Annotated in this window: 16 protein-coding genes; 3 read left to right on the top strand and 13 right to left on the bottom strand. The window is 64.9% G+C overall.

The window, feature by feature from the left end; translation table 11 throughout:
- Positions 1-15 precede the first annotated feature (15 nt).
- A complete protein-coding gene (locus tag AB0O58_RS06690; RefSeq protein ID WP_032373809.1) occupies positions 16-783 on the bottom strand; it encodes an FCD domain-containing protein in 768 nt (255 codons plus the stop codon).
- A 97-nt stretch (positions 784-880) separates the two neighbouring features.
- Here AB0O58_RS06690 and AB0O58_RS06685 point away from each other — a divergent pair, with 97 nt between their 5' ends.
- Positions 881-2,605: an L-lactate permease gene (locus tag AB0O58_RS06685; protein WP_230593390.1), complete on the top strand. Its 1,725-nt coding sequence runs from the start codon at positions 881-883 to the stop codon at positions 2,603-2,605.
- A gap of 51 nt (positions 2,606-2,656) precedes the next feature.
- Entirely contained in the window at positions 2,657-3,919 is a 1,263-nt protein-coding gene (locus AB0O58_RS06680) for an alpha-hydroxy acid oxidase (protein WP_366238031.1), read from the top strand.
- Between the two features lie 239 nt (positions 3,920-4,158).
- Here the strand turns inward: AB0O58_RS06680 and AB0O58_RS06675 are convergent, their stop codons facing one another.
- From AB0O58_RS06675 to ssd, 7 genes are all read right to left on the bottom strand, one after another.
- On the bottom strand, positions 4,159-4,512 hold the full coding sequence (locus tag AB0O58_RS06675) for an Rv3654c family TadE-like protein (protein ID WP_366238030.1): 354 nt from the start codon (positions 4,510-4,512) through the stop codon (positions 4,159-4,161).
- Positions 4,509-4,820 (bottom strand): TadE family type IV pilus minor pilin, encoded by a 312-nt coding sequence (locus tag AB0O58_RS06670; RefSeq protein WP_222066429.1) that lies wholly within the window; start codon positions 4,818-4,820, stop codon positions 4,509-4,511. Before AB0O58_RS06670 ends, AB0O58_RS06675 begins: the two co-directional genes overlap by 4 nt.
- A 23-nt stretch (positions 4,821-4,843) precedes the next feature.
- Complete coding sequence (locus AB0O58_RS06665) at positions 4,844-5,044, bottom strand: DUF4244 domain-containing protein (RefSeq protein WP_032364737.1); 201 nt, start codon at positions 5,042-5,044, stop codon at positions 4,844-4,846.
- A 66-nt stretch (positions 5,045-5,110) separates the two neighbouring features.
- On the bottom strand, positions 5,111-5,683 hold the full coding sequence (locus AB0O58_RS06660; RefSeq protein ID WP_094622879.1) for a type II secretion system F family protein: 573 nt from the start codon (positions 5,681-5,683) through the stop codon (positions 5,111-5,113).
- Positions 5,680-6,459, bottom strand: coding sequence for a type II secretion system F family protein (locus AB0O58_RS06655; RefSeq protein ID WP_094622880.1), 780 nt, complete (start codon positions 6,457-6,459; stop codon positions 5,680-5,682). Before AB0O58_RS06655 ends, AB0O58_RS06660 begins: the two co-directional genes overlap by 4 nt.
- Positions 6,456-7,640: a TadA family conjugal transfer-associated ATPase gene (locus AB0O58_RS06650; RefSeq protein ID WP_366238029.1), complete on the bottom strand. Its 1,185-nt coding sequence runs from the start codon at positions 7,638-7,640 to the stop codon at positions 6,456-6,458. Before AB0O58_RS06650 ends, AB0O58_RS06655 begins: the two co-directional genes overlap by 4 nt.
- Positions 7,637-8,752: a septum site-determining protein Ssd gene (gene ssd, locus AB0O58_RS06645; RefSeq protein ID WP_366238028.1), complete on the bottom strand. Its 1,116-nt coding sequence runs from the start codon at positions 8,750-8,752 to the stop codon at positions 7,637-7,639. Before ssd ends, AB0O58_RS06650 begins: the two co-directional genes overlap by 4 nt.
- A gap of 347 nt (positions 8,753-9,099) precedes the next feature.
- Between ssd and AB0O58_RS06640 the strand changes: the two genes are divergently transcribed.
- Positions 9,100-9,933: an HAD-IB family hydrolase gene (locus AB0O58_RS06640; RefSeq protein ID WP_032364739.1), complete on the top strand. Its 834-nt coding sequence runs from the start codon at positions 9,100-9,102 to the stop codon at positions 9,931-9,933.
- Between the two features lie 365 nt (positions 9,934-10,298).
- On the opposite strand, the gene AB0O58_RS06635 is transcribed toward AB0O58_RS06640, so the two are convergent.
- The 5 genes from AB0O58_RS06635 to AB0O58_RS06615 all read right to left on the bottom strand — a co-directional run bounded on the left by AB0O58_RS06635 (position 10,299) and on the right by AB0O58_RS06615 (position 16,479).
- Positions 10,299-11,045: an oxidoreductase gene (locus tag AB0O58_RS06635; RefSeq protein ID WP_222072393.1), complete on the bottom strand. Its 747-nt coding sequence runs from the start codon at positions 11,043-11,045 to the stop codon at positions 10,299-10,301.
- A gap of 32 nt (positions 11,046-11,077) precedes the next feature.
- Positions 11,078-12,799 (bottom strand): ABC transporter ATP-binding protein, encoded by a 1,722-nt coding sequence (locus tag AB0O58_RS06630; RefSeq protein ID WP_027494481.1) that lies wholly within the window; start codon positions 12,797-12,799, stop codon positions 11,078-11,080.
- A complete protein-coding gene (locus AB0O58_RS06625) occupies positions 12,796-13,767 on the bottom strand; it encodes an ABC transporter permease (protein ID WP_027494482.1) in 972 nt (323 codons plus the stop codon). Before AB0O58_RS06625 ends, AB0O58_RS06630 begins: the two co-directional genes overlap by 4 nt.
- On the bottom strand, positions 13,760-14,686 hold the full coding sequence (locus AB0O58_RS06620; RefSeq protein WP_027494483.1) for an ABC transporter permease: 927 nt from the start codon (positions 14,684-14,686) through the stop codon (positions 13,760-13,762). The genes AB0O58_RS06625 and AB0O58_RS06620 overlap by 8 nt, the downstream gene beginning before the upstream one ends.
- 164 nt (positions 14,687-14,850) lie before the next feature.
- Positions 14,851-16,479 (bottom strand): ABC transporter substrate-binding protein, encoded by a 1,629-nt coding sequence (locus AB0O58_RS06615; protein WP_027494484.1) that lies wholly within the window; start codon positions 16,477-16,479, stop codon positions 14,851-14,853.
- Positions 16,480-16,901 lie beyond the last annotated feature (422 nt).

Below are 16,901 nucleotides of genomic sequence, written 5' to 3'. Positions count from 1 at the left end.
TAGCCACATTCGGCGCTACGACGGCTCAGTCTTGTTGCGGATGGACAGTGCCGCGGCAGACGATCGGATGTGTTCTTCGGCCGACTGCATTGCACGCTCCGCATCACCGGCTTCGACTGCGGCCAGGATCTGTCGATGTTCGGCTTTCAGCGTGTCGGCCAACGAGTCCCAATCGTCGATCTCCAGCAACGCGGCGAGGATGGGCGCACGCATCGATTCCCGGATCGCTGCGGTGAGCGACGCAACGAAGTCGTTACCCGAGGCCTCGGCCAAGGCGATGTGAAAATTCGTGTCGGCGTCGTTGAATACCTCTCGGGTGACTCCCTGCGTTTCCATGATCTCGACGGCGTCTCGGGCCTGTGCGAGTTTGTCCTGATCGGGGGCCACCGCGGCGAGGTGAACACTTGCCCGCTCCAGAGCGACTCGTGTGCTGATCAAGTCGTCGATCCGAAAATTGGTCAGTGCAACGTGTAGGCGAAGCAGTCGCGTGAGCGCTTGACGCGGCAAGGCCGCGACGAATGTGCCGGCCCCCGGTCCTGATCCCGGTGACGACCGCAGAATTCCGCTGCTCTCGAGGACGCGAACCGCTTCACGAACCCCTGCGCGGCTGACGTCCAGTTGAGCCGCGAACTCGCGCTCGGGCGGTAGTGGATCTCCGACGCGGAGGTCACCGGCCATGATCCGTTCTTCGATCGCATCGATGACCAGTTCGTGTGCGCGGGCCCGCCTGACCGGCTTCCACTGCAGCGGTTCCTCCCGCCCCTGTCCTGCATCGATAGACATACTCGCCATCCAACCAGAATCTTCGCTGTGTGCTGAGCCTCTTGACCGCATCGAGTGTGATCCATACCATTCGTCGTAAGGTCAGACCTCACAAACAATGAGGGTCTACGAAGGAGCAGCTGTGTACACACCCGAACTCCAACCGCTCGCGGGCAGCATCGGATTGTCCGCAGCGGTGGCGTGCCTGCCGCTGCTGACGGTCTTCGTCGCGTTGGGCGTCCTGCGATGGAAAGCGCACTTCGCCGGATTGGCCGGACTCGCCGTCGCACTGGCGGTGGCGATCTTCGCGTACGACATGCCGGTGAACCTCGCCGGCCTGTCGGCCACACAGGGCTTCGTGTTCGGGTTGTTCCCGATCGTGTGGATCGTGATCTGCGCAATCTGGCTGTACGAGCTGACCGTGGCGAGCGGGCGATTCGACGACCTGCGGCGCATCATCGACGCCATTTCCGACGATCCGCGCATCCAGGCCATCATCATCGCGTTCGGCTTCGGCGGACTCCTGGAAGCCCTCGCGGGATTCGGTGCTCCCGTCGCCATCACCGGTGTCATGCTTCTGGCCATCGGCTTCGCGCCGATGCGCGCAGCCGTAGTCGTACTGCTGGCCAACACCGCGCCGGTTGCCTTCGGTGCCATCGGCATTCCGATCCTTACTGCCGGAAACCTGACGGGCATCGACTACCACGAGATCGGCGCCTACGTGGGCCACCAAACTCCGTTCATCGCCTTGTTCGTACCGCTGTTCATCGCGTTCCTCACCGATGGTCGACGCGGTGTCGCACAGACGTGGCCGGTCGCCGTGGCCGTCGGTGTCGTGTTCGCCATTGCCCAGTGGGTCAGCGCAACCTGGATCTCGGTCGAGTTGACCGACATCATCGCCTCGCTGGCGGGCATAGCCGCAGCAGTCGTCGTTCTGCGGTTCTGGAAGCCGACCGGATCCGACGAAGCCCGTGAGCGCATCCTCCTGGCCCGAGATGCCGACCTCGAACCTGGAAGCTCGGGCACTGCTCCGATCACGCCGGCCCCGATCACACCTGCACCCGTCGCCACCCGCACCCTCGAAGCCGCTCCCCTGACGGCGCAGCGCGTGTGGCTCGCACTGTTCCCCTATCTGCTGATCATTGCGGTGTTCTCCGTGGCCAAACTGTGGTCCCCGGTCACTCGATTCCTGGCATCGACCGACATCGCCGTACCGTGGCCCGGTCTCGACGGCAAGATCCTCACCGCCGCCGGTTCCCCGGCCACCACCACGATCTACAAGTTCACCTGGCTGTCCACTCCGGGGACGCTGCTCCTGATCTGCGGTGTCATCGTTGCCGCCGTCTATCGCGTCAGCGCTCCCGATGCCGCCCGTTTGTTCGGGACCACCCTGATCAAACTCCGATTCTCCGCACTCACCGTCGGCGCGGTCCTTGCCCTCGCCTACGTGATGAACCAGTCCGGCCAGACCATCACCATCGGGACGTGGATTGCCGGCACCGGGGCATTCTTCGCCTACCTCTCCCCGATACTGGGGTGGCTGGGAACCGCCGTCACCGGCTCGGACACCAGCGCCAACGCGTTGTTCGCGACGCTGCAGCAGACCGCGGCAATCAATGCCGGCATCGATCCCACCCTGCTGGTTGCCGCCAACACTTCGGGTGGTGTGGTGGGAAAGATGATCAGTCCTCAAAACCTCGCCATCGCCGCGACGGCGGTGGGTCTGGTGGGACGAGAGTCCGAGATATTCCGAAAAGTCATCTGGTGGAGTCTCGGCCTTTTGCTGGCCATCTGCCTACTGGTCGGACTGCAGAGTTCGGTACTGGCCTGGATGCTCCCCTGACCCGACATTGCCCACACTCACCGACACACTGCACAGAATCGAGACCATGACATGCCCATCACCCGGCAGATGCCCAAAGCCACCGACCTGCGCGAGGTCCTCTCGTTCAAGAAGCCCGATCTGAACCTGCGTCGGCGACGTCTGAACGCCGCGCTCACCATCGACGATCTCCGCACCATCGCCCGTCGACGCACCCCACGCGCGGCATTCGACTACACCGATGGTGCCGCCGACGCCGAGATCTCGCTCTCGCGGGCTCGTCAGGCCTTCCGCGACGTCGAATTCCATCCCTCGATCCTGCGGGACGTCTCCCACGTCGACACCTCGACGACGGTGTTCGGCGGGCCGTCCGCGCTCCCGTTCGGCATTGCACCGACGGGCTTCACTCGCCTGATGCAGACCGAGGGTGAATACGCCGGTTCTGCTGCCGCCGGCGCTGCGGGAATTCCGTTCTCCCTCTCGACGCTGGGCACCACGTCGATCGAGGACGTGAAGGCCACCAACCCGAACGGCCGAAACTGGTTCCAGCTCTACGTCATGCGTAACCGCGACATCTCGTTCGGACTGGTCGAACGCGCCGCGAAAGCAGGCTTCGACACCCTCCTATTCACGGTCGACACACCGGTCGCCGGGGCTCGCCTGCGAGACAAACGCAACGGGTTCTCCATTCCGCCGCAGTTGACCGCGTCGACCATCGCCAACGCCATTCCGCGTCCCTGGTGGTGGTGGGACTTCCTCACCACGCCCAAGCTGGAGTTCGCGTCGCTGACCTCTACCGGCGGCACGGTCGGAGAGCTGGTCGATTCAGCGATGGATCCCTCCATCTCGTTCGAGGATCTCGACGTCATCCGTAAGATCTGGCCCGGCAAGTTGGTCGTCAAAGGTGTTCAGTCGGTGGCGGATTCGGCGCGCCTGGCCGAACTGGGTGTGGACGGCATCGTTCTGTCCAATCACGGAGGCCGACAACTCGATCGGGCTCCCGTCCCCTTCCACCTGCTGCCGCAGGTCGTCCGTGAAGTGGGTCCCGACTTCGAGGTGGCCGTCGACACGGGCATCATGCACGGTTCCGACATCGTCGCCTCCATCGCAATGGGCGCATCGTTCACGCTCGTCGGCCGGGCGTATCTGTACGGCCTGATGGCCGGTGGCCGAGCCGGCGTCGACCGCATGATCGACATCCTGCGCGAAGAAATCGTGCGCACCATGCAACTGCTGCAGGTCAATTCACTCGCGGAGCTGACCCCGGAGCATGTGACTCAGCTGACTCGATTCGCTCCCCTGCAATCAGGTGCGCGCACCTTCACATCGAGCTGACCGCTGCGGACGGACCGTCGCTGCCGGGGTTCGAGGCCGGGGGCGACGTATCGGCCACGGGTTCGGGTCCTCGGGCGGGGGTCGAGGCCGGGTTTCACCGCAAACGCGCGCGCATTCGCTGAACGCGCGCGAATTCGTCGGCTCGAACGGGGCGATTCCGCTCGCACCTGACAAACGCGCGCGCGTTTGCGGATTCGGGCGGGCGGCGGGCGGGCGGGCCGGCGGGCGGGGGCCCGGACTCACTCCGGCCCCGCCCGCGCCGTCGCGGTGGCGTCGGACATTCCGAAGCGTCCGAGGAACACCGGCTGCCCCACCGTCACGATCACATCCCACTCGTCGATCGTGCACTCCCGCAACTCCGTTCCCATTCGCATCGCCAATGTCCGCGCCGTCTCACAAGCATCGGACACCCCGCGATCGAGTGCGCCCGCCCCGGCCAATGCAGCGAGATCGGCAGCCGACTGCGCCTGATGACGAGCGCCCACCGCCGAGCCGACGTGGATCACCATCACCACGACGGCGATCAACGCCGACATCGCCAGTGCCGCCAACACCGTCGCCCCACCCTCGTCATCACGCACACCTGATCTCATTCCGCTGCAACCGGTTCCGCAGCAGCAACGGCCTCCGCCGACAACGTCAGTCCCGGGAGCGGACTCTCCACCTCCACCCGCGCGACGAAGAATTCACCGTCTTCGCGCACCGTGATCCGAGCACCCTCCGGCGCAACCTGCTCCCCTACCGAGACAGCCCGGGTCGCATCACCTCTCGCCGCCAATCGAGCCGCTTCCCGCGCAGCGTCGACGCAGCCGATGTGCATCGTCACCGACACGATCGCACCGATACACACCACGATCACTGCGACGATGGACGCGACGGCGATCGCCGCCTCCACCGTCACAGCCCCGTCCTCACCGCCCGGAATCAGACGGCTGTGTTGAGCGCTCGATCGATGATCCCCGTCAGCGCGGTCACGATACTGTCCCCCGTCACCACCGTGTAGAGCACCGCGCCGAACGCCGCGGCGGCGATGGTGCCGATCGCGTACTCCGCGGTCGACATACCGTCGTCCTCCACACCGAACAATGCGATTCGAGTCTTGATCTCCTGCAGTGCATTCCCCATCATGACGCTTCCCCTCCCAGTATTCCGGCGCGGCGTGTCCGCACCGGACGATTCGTTGTTCGGCGGTCACATCAGACCGCCGCCCAGAACATTGCCCGCAAGGCCGATCACCACGGGGACGATGCCCAGGCAAATGAAGGCGGGCAGAAAACACAGACCCAGCGGTCCGCTGATCAGCACACCGGCCCGTTCGGCCGCAGCCGCCGACGCGTCCTCGGCCCGAGTTCGTTGGGTGGCAGCCAGTTCCGTCATCGCCGACGCCATGGACGACCCGGCCCGGGCGGATCGTCGCGCAATTCGTGCCAGCGCCTCGGTCTCCGGATCCTTCGCCACCGCGTCCCATGCCGTCGCCGCGTCGGCCCCCAGCTCGAGCAGATCAGCGGCTTTGCGCAGAGCGACACCGAATGCGGGCGGAGCGGAGTGGGCTGCGGCCGCAGCGGCAGTCGAGATCGGGAGTCCGGAACGCAGACACGCAGCGAGAAGGTCGAACGTCGTCGCCACTGCGAGCGGATCGGGTCCGGAGTCGTCGACGGCTTCTGCCGTCGAAAGCCCCGCAACCTCCACACGTGCCAACCCGCCACGGGTAGCGGGGACGACGACCAATGCCGTTGCCAGACAAAGCGTGATCGCCCACGTCATGTCGTCACCTTGCCGGTGATCGCATCGGTCCACAGCAGACCTGCGCAGCCGAGAGCGGTTCCGATGAGGAGCAGGATTCCGCCCAGCCCGCCGCCCAGCAGTATGCGCAGCGGATCGGCCCCCATCAGTTGCCCGAGCGCGACCCCGAGGACGGGCAGTCCAGCCAACACCAATGCAGTAGCGCGGGCCCCTGCGAGCGACGCCTCGGTTCGTTCCCGGAATCGCCTACGTCCGAGCAGGTCCTCGCGCACGGCGTCGAGCAACTCGGCGAGTGCGAGGCCGTGTTCGTCGGCCACCCGCCATGCCGCGGCCAAGCGGTCCAGTTCGGGGTTCAACAGCGGATCCGACGCGGCTATCCCGTCGGCAGCGCGTCCACCGAGTCGCGATCTGGACGCAGCACCTCGCAGCGCCTCCGAGGCGATCCCGCCGCACTCGTCCGCAGCCACCTCGCCGGCCGTCGCCGGGTGCGCACCGACCCGCAATTCACCGATGACCACTTCGACTCCGGTTGCCAACCAATCCAATTCGGCCGTACGACGGGCGCGCACGGTGCGACGGCCATGTCGGTGCCATCCTGTACCGCCCGCCACGAACAGAGCCGCCGCGCCCCACGGACCGCCGATCCAGAACATGCCTACGGCCGACACCGACGCTACAGCCACAGGGAACGCCCACCCAGGAACCCCGACGGCACCTCTACCGCGGCGCGATAGTCGGCGAGAGCGGCTGGGCCACAGCGTGAATGCAGCGGCCAGGACGCACAGAGCGGCCGTCATCGCATCTCGCCACAGCGGCGAGCGAGCAGTTCGTGCAGTCCGCGCTGCCCGGGCACGGCGTCGGAATCAGCGGACCACGCCGGCACAATGTGGACACGGCCCGTCGAATCCACCTCCACCAGTCCGATCTCCCGCAATCTGCGCGTGCCGTCGGCGCTCCGGTGGACGTGCAGGACGACCTGCACGGCCGCCGCGAGTTGACTGTGCAGTGCGTCTCTGCCCATTCCGCCTAGTGCGGCAAGGGCTTCGAGCCGAGCGGGGACTTCCGAGGGCGAATTGGCATGGATGGTTCCGGCACCGCCGTCGTGCCCGGTGTTGAGGGCCGTCATCAGGTCGATCACCTCGGCCCCGCGTACCTCACCGACGACGAGCCGATCGGGTCGCATCCGTAGTGCCTGGCGAACCAATTGCCGAACCGACACCTCGCCCACACCTTCGACGTTCGGAGCACGGGCCACCAGACGCACCACATGGGGATGCGCCGGAGCCAACTCGGCCGCATCCTCCACACAGACGATTCGTTCGGCTGGATCGACCTCGCCCAGCAAAGCAGCCAGAAGGGTGGTCTTCCCGGCACCGGTACCTCCGACGACCAGAAACGCCAAGCGCGCGAGCACAATCCGCGCGAGCAGATCGTAGCCCTCCTCGGTCACCGCACCGGACGCCCGGAGCGCGGCGAGTCCCTGGGTGGCCGGGCGGAGCACTCGCAACGACAGGCAGGTTCCACCGCTCGCCACCGGTGCCAGCACCGCGTGCAGACGGACCCCGAACGCTCCCTGTCCGACGCCGGGTAATCGGCCGTCGACCCACGGCTGCGCATCGTCCAATCGCCGACCGGCCGAGAGCGCGAGCCGCTGCGCCAGCCGCCTGACCGCGGCTTCGTCGACGAACTGAACTCCGGTGCGTTCCAGTCCTCTACCGCGATCGATCCACACCTGATCCGGTGCCGTGACCAGGACATCGGTCACCCCTGGCTCGGACAGGAGCGGCTCCAACGGGCCTGCTCCGGTGAGCTCGGTCTGCAGAATACGCAGTGCCGCAAGCATATCGGTGTCACCGATGACTCCCCCTGCCTCGGTGCGGATTGCTGCGGCAATGGTGGCGGGCACCGGAGACTGTGCCGAAGCAGCGAGCCGATCTCGTACGCGGTCGAGCAATTCGGCGGTGACGACTGCGCTCATGCTGCCCACCGCTGACCACCGGGCTTGTGCGCGAACGTATCGAGGACCACGGTGGCCGCCGCCGCGAGCGGTGAGCGGCGGCCGAGAGCAAGCCCGCCCCGCTCGAGACGCTCGGCCAATCCAGGCTCGGCCCGCATGGACGTCAGCAGCGACAGGTCGAGGGCGGCGGCGATGTCCGCGGCCCGTAGTCCCCCGGGTGCGGGCCCACGAACGACCAATCCGACGTTCGCATTTCGACTCGAGATCTCGTCCGCTACTGCTTCTGCCGACGTCACGGCCCGCAATTCCGCAGGCAGCACCAGTACGACGAGGTCGGCTGCGGCGTACAGGGCGTCCGAGAGGTCACCGGAGTGGCGCGGGGCGTCGCACACCACGAGATCGCCTCCAGCGCGCCCTGCGTCGAGCACAGCCGCCGCGGCGACGGCCGAGAGTCCGGTTCGCCGGTCGTCGGTTCGCCCGAGTGCCAGTACCGACAATCCGTTCTTCGACGGCAGCGCGCCGTGGAGTGCGTCCCCGGATACTCGCCCGCCCTCGACGACGAGGCCGGACCATCGCAAACCTGGGGCGTTCTCCCAGCCGAGCAGCAGATCGAGGCCGCTGCCGTACCGGTCGGCTTCTACTACGAGCGTGCGTTGCCCCGTGCGACTGCTGCACAGGCCCAGCGCCGCCGCAAACGTGGAGGCACCCGCACCTCCGCGGGCACCGACGACCACGATGACGCCACCGCCGCCCGGCGATGTGGCGACGGGTTCACCGAGGATGCGAACGAGCGTGTCCTCGTCCGAGGGTAACGAGACCACGTGTTCGGCACCGAGCGCTGTGGCCGTCCGCCAATCGTCGAGTGTCGGCGAGGCGGCCGTGACCAGAACGACGCCGGGCCGCCGCGGAAATCCGCCTGCGAGCGCCGACTCGGCAGAAGAAAAATCGATCAAAATAATTCCTGGGAATTCCCAAATCGGGCGCGCCGATCCGATACCGACCAGTAAGTTCTGCTCTTCCACAACACAATCCGCGGCTGCGGCGATTCGATACACGTCCTGACGCAGTCCGTGATGGTCGATCGACATCGACGCGTTCGCATTCGTCCGCCGTGAAATCGGATCCGTTTTCATGGACCCAAGCGTGCGCGAGAATCCGCTCGCGCGGCGCGCGACTTGGGGAAATGTGGATAGATCGGCCCCTGTGGATGAATACCGGTACCGCGGTACCAGTTTTCGGCCTACCCCGAAAAAGAGGACGACCCTCGCCAGGGGGGGAGGAGGCGAGGGTCGTCTGGTTCAGCCCCGGGGGGTCGGGCTGAACACCGCCCGGAATGAACCGGGCTCGTGGAAAATACTACACCCGTGGACGTCCTTGTTTGCAAGTTCAACCGTCTCAATTTGTGGACATGTTCGGAGCGAGTCGAGAAGAGAAGTTGCGCGACATCCACCGGTCACCACCGGCCACTATGGTGACAATCGTGACCCTCAGCGCAGACACCGACGACGCCCCCGCCGGCCGACGCGCAGCGCGCGTCGCCGCCTTCTTCGACCTCGACAAAACGATCATCGCGAAGTCCAGCACTCTGGCCTTCAGCAAGCCGTTCTTCGACCAAGGTCTGATCAACCGGCGAGCGGTACTCAAGAGCAGCTATGCGCAGTTCTTGTTCCTGCTCTCCGGTGCCGATCACGACCAGATGGAACGCATGCGCGCACACATCGCCGGTATGACCGCCGGGTGGGACGTCGAACAGGTGCGAGCAGTGGTGGCCGAAACCCTGCACGACATCGTCGATCCCCTCGTCTTCGCCGAAGCGGCCGATCTGATCGCGGACCACAAGCTCCGCGGACACGACGTGGTGGTCGTCTCGGCGTCGGGCGACGAGATCGTGCATCCCATCGCCGAACTGCTGGGTGCCGACCACAGCATGGCCACGACGATGGTGACTGTCGACGGCAAGTACATCGGCGAGGTCGACTTCTACTGCTACGGCGAGGGCAAGGTCGACGCCATGAAGTCCCTGGCGGCACAACATGATTACGACCTGTCCAAGAGCTACGCCTACTCGGATTCGATCACCGACGTGCCGATGCTGCGGGCGGTCGGGCACCCCACCGCCGTCAATCCAGACCGCGCGCTCCGCAAAGAGGCCTCGTCCCTCGGCTGGCCGATTCTGACATTCTCGAACCCCGTTTCACTGCGCTCTCGCATTCCGAATCCGTCCGGGAAGACCGTAGTAGCCAGTGCTGCAGCAGGTTTCAGCGCAATAGCGGCCGGCGCGATCACCTACGGACTACTCCGCAGAAAACGATGAGCCCAAACCCTTGATGTGAGCGGCGTCACGGGGTACAAATGACGTACGGAAGAACGGAAGGCCAAGAACGAACCGGAAGAGAAGGTTCGCTTCTCCCGACCGCGATTCCCAGCACGGACACCGGCACCCACGCGGAGCTTGCCACCTAATGGCAGAAGCGCTGTGGGCCTGCGATATTCGTTGGTGATCAGCAAGAACCCTGCACCGGTTGCAGGGATGACCTCATCACCGTCGAGTTCTCGCCGAGGCCACGTGGTAGTCCATCACAGCCCACCTGTGCACGCTTGGTAACCAGGCGCTCCGTGTTAACGGGCGGCGACGTCGACGCAAGTCGGCATCGCCGCCCTTTTACGTGTGCACAACTCCTACTGTGCAGCTTCGGCAATCGAAGTCGCTTCTGCCGCACCAGCTTCGAATGCTCCTAGGCAGAGGATCACCCAACTGCCGACTCCCGTCGCCGTACCCTCGGCGAACCCGGCAGCTCCATCCCGGTACGCGTTCGCTCGACGCATCCAGCTCACCTCGGGCACGCCCAGGTTGTGCGGATCGAATCCCGACGATGCGGCCACCAACCTCGATGCAGCACGCGCCACGATGCCGTCGGCAGTTCCGAAAGGCCGCAGCGTCAACAGTTCACCGTGCACGACTGCCGCGATCACCGGAGCCGGCGCGGAGGTTCCACCCGTCACCAACTGCGCAAGGAGATCGAGCCGCTCGCCGATGCCCGCGTCCGAGCGCGGCCGACCGAGCGAGGACGCGTCGTCGACGAGATCGGCGGCGGCCAACAGATGTAGGCGGGCCAGCGTCTGCAGTGGTGCGCGCTTCCACGTCGACAACGTGTTCTGCAGGGCGTCACCGTCGAGAGCAGCGGCCACTCGCAGCGCACCCGCCAGAATCGGGTCGCCCTCCTCGCCTTCGCGAGGGAAATCCATCGAACCGCCCTCCAGCGCGGAGGAGGAACGAGCTGCCCGGACAGCGGCCTCGGCCGCGGTCGCCGGCCACCCACGACGATTGGCCTTGTGCCTATGCACGGCACCGAGGGCATCGCGTGCCCGTTCGGCGGAATCGACAACTCCGGGCAATTCCAGCAGCGGGGCGAGGGGGTCCGTCACGACAGACGACGGTACCCCCTCACCCACCGCGGCTATGCGCCCAGCTGCACCGAGCCACCCGGAATTGCGGCGAGCAGCTTCTGGGTGTACTCCTGCTGCGGGTTGTCGAAGACGGCATCGGTCGACGCCGCCTCGACGATCTCGCCGCTGCGCATCACGAGCACGTCGTCAGCAATCTGACGGACCACCGCGAGGTCGTGCGTGATGAACAGGTAAGTCAACCCGAGCTCGGCCTGAAGGTCGTTGAGCAGAGACAGGATCTGCGCCTGCACCAACACGTCCAGAGCCGACACTGCCTCGTCGCAGATGACCATTTCGGGCTCGAGGGCCAACGCACGAGCGATTGCGACACGTTGCCGCTGGCCGCCGGACAGCTCGTTGGGGAACCTGCGCATCACCGACGACGGCAGTGCCACCTTGTCCAGCAGATCACGGACTCTGGCTTCCCGCTCGGACTTCGACCCCACCTTGTGGGTGCGCAGAGGCTCCTCGATGGTGCTGAAGATCGAATACATCGGGTCCAGCGTCCCGTACGGATTCTGGAAGATCGGCTGCACTCGACGACGAAACGCGAACGCGTCCTTGTTGTTCAACCCCGCCACATCGCGCCCGTCGAACTTCACCGAACCCGCAGTGGGCTCGAGAAGTCCCAGAACCATCTGTGCCACAGTCGACTTGCCAGAACCCGATTCGCCGACGATCGCAGTGGTGGTACCGCGTGCGACTCCGAACGACACATCCTTGACGGCCGTGAACACGGACGACTTGAACGGGTTGCCGCCCCGGAGCTTGAATTCCTTGGTCAGCCCCTCGACCACGAGCACAGTGTCCGCGGCCGGCTCGAATGCCGAGTCGGTCTCCTCGGTGACGGCCTCGACCGCCACCTGCTTAGCATGCTCGACGATGTCCTTGCGCACCACCGACGACTTCAGTCGCTGCGACGCGAGAGACGGCGCGGCGGAGACGAGCTTGCGCGTGTACGGATGCTGAGGGTCCTGCAGGATCTCCAGTGCCGGACCGGATTCCACGATCCGCCCCTTGCTCATGACGACGAGGTGCTCCGCTCGTTCGGCAGCCAGGCCCAGATCGTGGGTGATCAGCAGAACCGCGGTGCCGAGTTCCTTCGTCAAACCTTCGAGATGATCGAGAATCTGACGCTGCACGGTCACGTCGAGAGCGGACGTCGGCTCGTCGGCAATCAGTAGTTTCGGACGTGCCGAAAGTCCGATCGCGATGAGCGCGCGCTGACGCATACCGCCCGAGAACTCGTGCGGGTACTGATTGACCCGCTTCTCCGAATCGCTGAGACCCGCTTCCTCGAGCAGCTCGGCTGCCCGAACCCGGGCCGCCTTGCCCTTGGCGATGCCGTTGGCAGCGAGGGCCTCCTCGATCTGGAAGCCGATCTTCCACACCGGGTTCAAGTTGGACATCGGGTCCTGAGGTACCAGGCCGATCTGGCTGCCGCGGATGTCGACGAAGTCCTTCTCCTTGGCCTGCGCCAAGTCACGGCCCTCGAACAGGATGCGCCCCGCCGTCACCGTGCCGGTTCCGGGGAGCAGGTTGATGATCGAGTGCGCGGTGGTCGACTTACCGGAACCGGATTCGCCCACGATCGCAACGGTCTGCCCCGGGTAGACCGTCAGCGATACTCCGCGAACAGCCGGGACCGCACCGGAGTTGGACCGGAACGAGACCTCGAGATCTTGGATGTCGAGCAGGGGCTGCTCCACTGCGATGCGTGCTGGATCCGTCATCGCTTCCTCGCCTTCGGGTCGAGGGCGTCGCGCAGGGCGTCACCCATCATGATGAAGCCGAGCACCGTGATTGCCAGCGCTGCAGCAGGATAGAAGAGAATGGTCGAGCCCTGTCGCAGGGTGACCTGAGCGGCACTGATGTCGCCGCCCCAGGAGACCTCGGTGGGAGGCAGTCCGATGCCGAGGAACGACAGCGTCGCCTCGGCCACGATGAACGTACCGAGTGAAATCGTCGTGATGACGATGATCGGTGCCATCGCGTTGGGCAGGACGTGCCGGATCAGAGTTCGCAGTCGCGTCAAACCCAAAGCCTGCGAGGCCATTACGTAGTCGTTGCCCTTCGCCGACAGCACTGCACCGCGTGTGATGCGAGCCATCTGAGGCCAGCCGAACAACGCCAACACCAGAATCACCGTGAAGATCGTGCGATCGGTGAACAGCTGCATGAGGACGATGGCCGCCAGAATCAGCGGAACGCCGAAGAAGATGTCGGTGATCCGTGAGAGCAACGAGTCCGCGATGCCGCCGTAGAAGCCGGCCAGAGCACCGAACACGACGCCGATGACCAGCACGAGGAACGTGACCCCGACTCCGGTCAGCACGGACGCCCGAGCACCGAACAGCACCCGGGAGTAGATGTCGCAGCCCTGTCGGTCGTAACCGAACCAGTGTCCGGATCCCGGGCCCTGCATGCTGAACTGCAGATCGCAGAAGCGCGGATCGGTACTGGTGAACAGGCCAGGCACGGCTGCGACCACGATGACGGCCAGGATGATGATGGCCGAGACGATGAACATCGGACGCGTGCGCAGGTTCCGCCACGCATCCGACCAGATGCTGGCGGGTGCGTCGTCGATGACGACAGCGTCGGTCTGCGACACGTCGATGACCTCGTCGGCCTCGACGAAACGTGCTTGGCGAGTAGCGCGATCGGCGTCGACGCTCTTCGGGGTGATGGGATCAGACATAGCGAATCCTCGGGTCGAGCGCGGCATAGAGAAGGTCGACAATGAGATTGGCGACCAGATAGACGACGATCAGCACGGTCACGAAAGACACGACGGTCGGTGCCTCACCGCGGATGACGGCTTGGTAGATGGTGCCGCCGACTCCGTTGATGTTGAAGATTCCTTCGGTGATGATCGCGCCGCCCATGAGGCTGGCCAGATCTGCACCGAGGAACGTCACGACGGGAATCAGCGAGTTACGCAACACGTGCACGTTGACGACACGGTTACGCGAGAGCCCCTTGGCCGTCGCCGTCCGCACGAAGTCCGCACTGAGATTCTCGGCCACCGACGTGCGCGTCAACCGCACCACGTAGGCGAACGAGACGGCCCCGAGTACGAATGCCGGCAGCAACAGGTTGGTGAAGCTGGTGTTGCCTCCCACTGTCGGCGGCACCCAACCCCACTTGATACCGATGAAGAACTGCGCGAGAAAGCCGATGACGAAGATCGGCACGGCGATGATGACGAGGCTGACGACGAGGACCGTCGAGTCGAACAGCTTGCCCTTGCGCAGACCCGCGATGAGACCGAAGCCGATGCCGAACACGGCCTCGATCACGAGGGCCATCGAGGCGAGCTTCGCGGTGATCGGAAACGCTTGTACGAGAACTTCACTGACCGGGCGGCCCGAGAAGGACATACCGAAGTCGAACGTGAAAATGCCCTTGAGGTACAGCAGGTACTGCACGATGAACGGCTGGTCGAGGTTGTAGCGGGCGCGCAGTTGGTCGGCGACGGCGGGACTGATCGCCTTGTCTCCGGCCAATGCCGCGATGGGGTCTCCTGGCAGCAAGAAGACCATGGCATAGATCAAGAATGTCGCCCCGATGAACACGGGGATCATCTGAAGTAATCGGCGTCCGATGTACCAGAGCATCGGATCACCTCCTTTGGAGGAAGGTGGACGTCACCGCAGAGGCGCAAGGATCAGCTGCAGCGGGGCGTCGAACGTAGATACGGGAGTGAGCGAGCACACGAGAAGGGCGGTAGGTGGAAGACCTACCGCCCTTCTCGGTCTCTACAGCAGTGGAGCGAACGTGATCAGTTCTTCTCGATCTGGTTGTAGATGGGGATTCCGTCCCAACCGATCTTGACGTTGGTGACGTTCTCCGACCAACCACTCGCTGCGTTGCGGTACCAGGTCGGCACTGCGGGCAGGTCGTTGAGCAGGATTTCCTGAGCCTGGTTGGTCAGCTCCTGCGCCTTGGTCTTGTCGGTCTCACCTGCGGACTCGCGGAGCAGACGGTCGAACTCGGGGTTGGAGTACTCACCGTCGTTGGAGCTGCCACCGGTCTGGTAGTTCTGTGCCAGGAAGCCGTACTGCTGCGGGTAGTCACCCTGCCAGCCCGACCGGAAGGCGGTCGCGATGGTGCGGTTGGTGGCTTCGGTACGCAGCTGAGCGAACGTCGGGTACGGCGCACCCTGCGCCTCGATGCCGAGCGTGTTGCGGATGCTGTTGCTGACCGCATCCACCCATTCCTGGTGTCCACCGTCGGAGTTGTACGCGATGGAGAACGTTCCGGACCACGGCGCGATGGCGTCGGCCTGGGCCCACAGAGCCTTGGCACCCTCGGGGTCGTACTCGACGTTTCCGACGTCGGAGAGGTCGCCGGTCCAGCCGTCGATGGCCGGGCTGGTGAAGTCCTTGGCCGGGGTACGGGTCTTGTTGAAGATCTGCTCGGTGATCTGGTCGCGGTTGATCGCCTTGGAGATCGCCTGACGACGCAGCACACCCTCTTCGCCACCGAAGTGCGCGAGGCGGCCCGGAATCGTGAACGTCTCGATCGACGCGGACGGCTGGTTCACCGTGCGGTCGGGAAGATCGGACTCGAAGGTGGTGACGGCCGAGGCCGGAACGTTGTCGAGAACGTCGACGTTGTTCGACAGCAGGTCCGTGTATGCGGTGTCGAGGTTGCTGTACAGAATGAAGCTCACGCCGCCGTTGGCGGGCTTGCGGTTACCGGCGTAGTCGGGGTTCGTGACCAGGTCGATCCGCACGTTGTGCTGCCAAGCGCCCTCCTGGGCGAACTTGTACGGGCCGTTGCCGATCGGGTTCTCGCCGAACGCGGCGATGTCCTGGTACGCAACCTCGGGCAGCGGGTAGTACGCGGCGAAGCCGAGACGATCGGGGAACGCTGCCTCGGGCTGCTTGAGCTCGATGGTGAACGTCTTGTCGTCGACGACCTTGAGACCGGACATGGTCTGCACCGTCGGGTTCTCGGCTGCGACCTCGTCGTAGCCCTGAATCGGATCGAAGAACGATCCCTGCAGCTGCGCATTGGTCGACAGTGCGCCGTAGTTCCAGGCATCGACGAACGACTTGGCCGTGACCGGCGTGCCGTCGGTGAACTGCCAGCCGTCCTTCAACGTGACGGTGTAGTTCTGGCCGTCGGTGGTATCGATCGAGTCCGCGACCTCGTTCTCGACACCGCCCTCGGGGGTGTAGGACACCAAGCCTGCGAAGATCGAGTCGACGACACGTCCGCCGGTGTTCTCGCTCGTATTGGTGGGCACCAAGGGGTTCTGCGGCTCACCGCTCCAGGCGTTGATGATGCCGGAGCCGTCTCCTGACCCTCCGCCGCCGGTCGAATCGCTCGAAGAGCACGCCGTCACCAGCGCCGCTCCGACGACAACTGCGATTGCAGCTGACGCGATGCGTGTTTTACGCAAGGAAATCCTCCATCCAGATGTGAACACGGGGTCGTCCGTGCTCAGTTCCTCGGGCGCGACGCCCGGGGATTCGTGGGCGACCGCAAGACACGGCCTGTGAGCCGTACCAACGATCTGATGGAACGAACTTTAGACACATCCTGAAACGAACATGTGAACTCCCCCGGGTTTTGTTGACCGGCGAGTAAGTCGGAAACATGATCGAAACGTTTCGGCAAGTCGATTTCTCACAGTGCGGGCATAGCCGCCGAGACAGCCTCCCGTCGACGACGGCGATGACCGTCCATCGTGCGGAAACAACCGATCACCGCAGATCAAGGGGTTGCAGCCGATTGCAACGGTGCGATCGCCATCACATGTGACTACCCTCACTAGGGGCTCGAGACCGGCCTGTAAGTGCCGTTTCATGGGCGAAAAGCAAC

This window comes from Rhodococcus sp. NPDC080181, assembly GCF_040702225.1.
Classification (GTDB): Bacteria; Actinomycetota; Actinomycetes; order Mycobacteriales; family Mycobacteriaceae; genus Rhodococcoides; species Rhodococcoides fascians.
This window is presented reverse-complemented; position numbering and strand designations above follow the sequence as displayed.

Excerpts from the sequence above, each read along its gene's own strand:
- AB0O58_RS06690 (WP_032373809.1), bottom strand. The coding sequence starts at position 783 with ATGTCTATCGATGCAGGACAGGGGCGGGAGGAACCGCTGCAGTGGAAG.
- AB0O58_RS06685 (WP_230593390.1), top strand. The coding sequence starts at position 881 with ATGAGGGTCTACGAAGGAGCAGCTGTGTACACACCCGAACTCCAACCG.
- AB0O58_RS06680 (WP_366238031.1), top strand. The coding sequence starts at position 2,657 with ATGCCCATCACCCGGCAGATGCCCAAAGCCACCGACCTGCGCGAGGTC.
- AB0O58_RS06675 (WP_366238030.1), bottom strand. The coding sequence starts at position 4,512 with ATGAGATCAGGTGTGCGTGATGACGAGGGTGGGGCGACGGTGTTGGCG.
- AB0O58_RS06665 (WP_032364737.1), bottom strand. The coding sequence starts at position 5,044 with ATGGGGAATGCACTGCAGGAGATCAAGACTCGAATCGCATTGTTCGGT.
- AB0O58_RS06660 (WP_094622879.1), bottom strand. The coding sequence starts at position 5,683 with ATGACGTGGGCGATCACGCTTTGTCTGGCAACGGCATTGGTCGTCGTC.
- AB0O58_RS06655 (WP_094622880.1), bottom strand. The coding sequence starts at position 6,459 with ATGACGGCCGCTCTGTGCGTCCTGGCCGCTGCATTCACGCTGTGGCCC.
- AB0O58_RS06650 (WP_366238029.1), bottom strand. The coding sequence starts at position 7,640 with ATGAGCGCAGTCGTCACCGCCGAATTGCTCGACCGCGTACGAGATCGG.
- ssd (WP_366238028.1), bottom strand. The coding sequence starts at position 8,752 with ATGAAAACGGATCCGATTTCACGGCGGACGAATGCGAACGCGTCGATG.
- AB0O58_RS06630 (WP_027494481.1), bottom strand. The coding sequence starts at position 12,799 with ATGACGGATCCAGCACGCATCGCAGTGGAGCAGCCCCTGCTCGACATC.
- AB0O58_RS06625 (WP_027494482.1), bottom strand. The coding sequence starts at position 13,767 with ATGTCTGATCCCATCACCCCGAAGAGCGTCGACGCCGATCGCGCTACT.
- AB0O58_RS06620 (WP_027494483.1), bottom strand. The coding sequence starts at position 14,686 with ATGCTCTGGTACATCGGACGCCGATTACTTCAGATGATCCCCGTGTTC.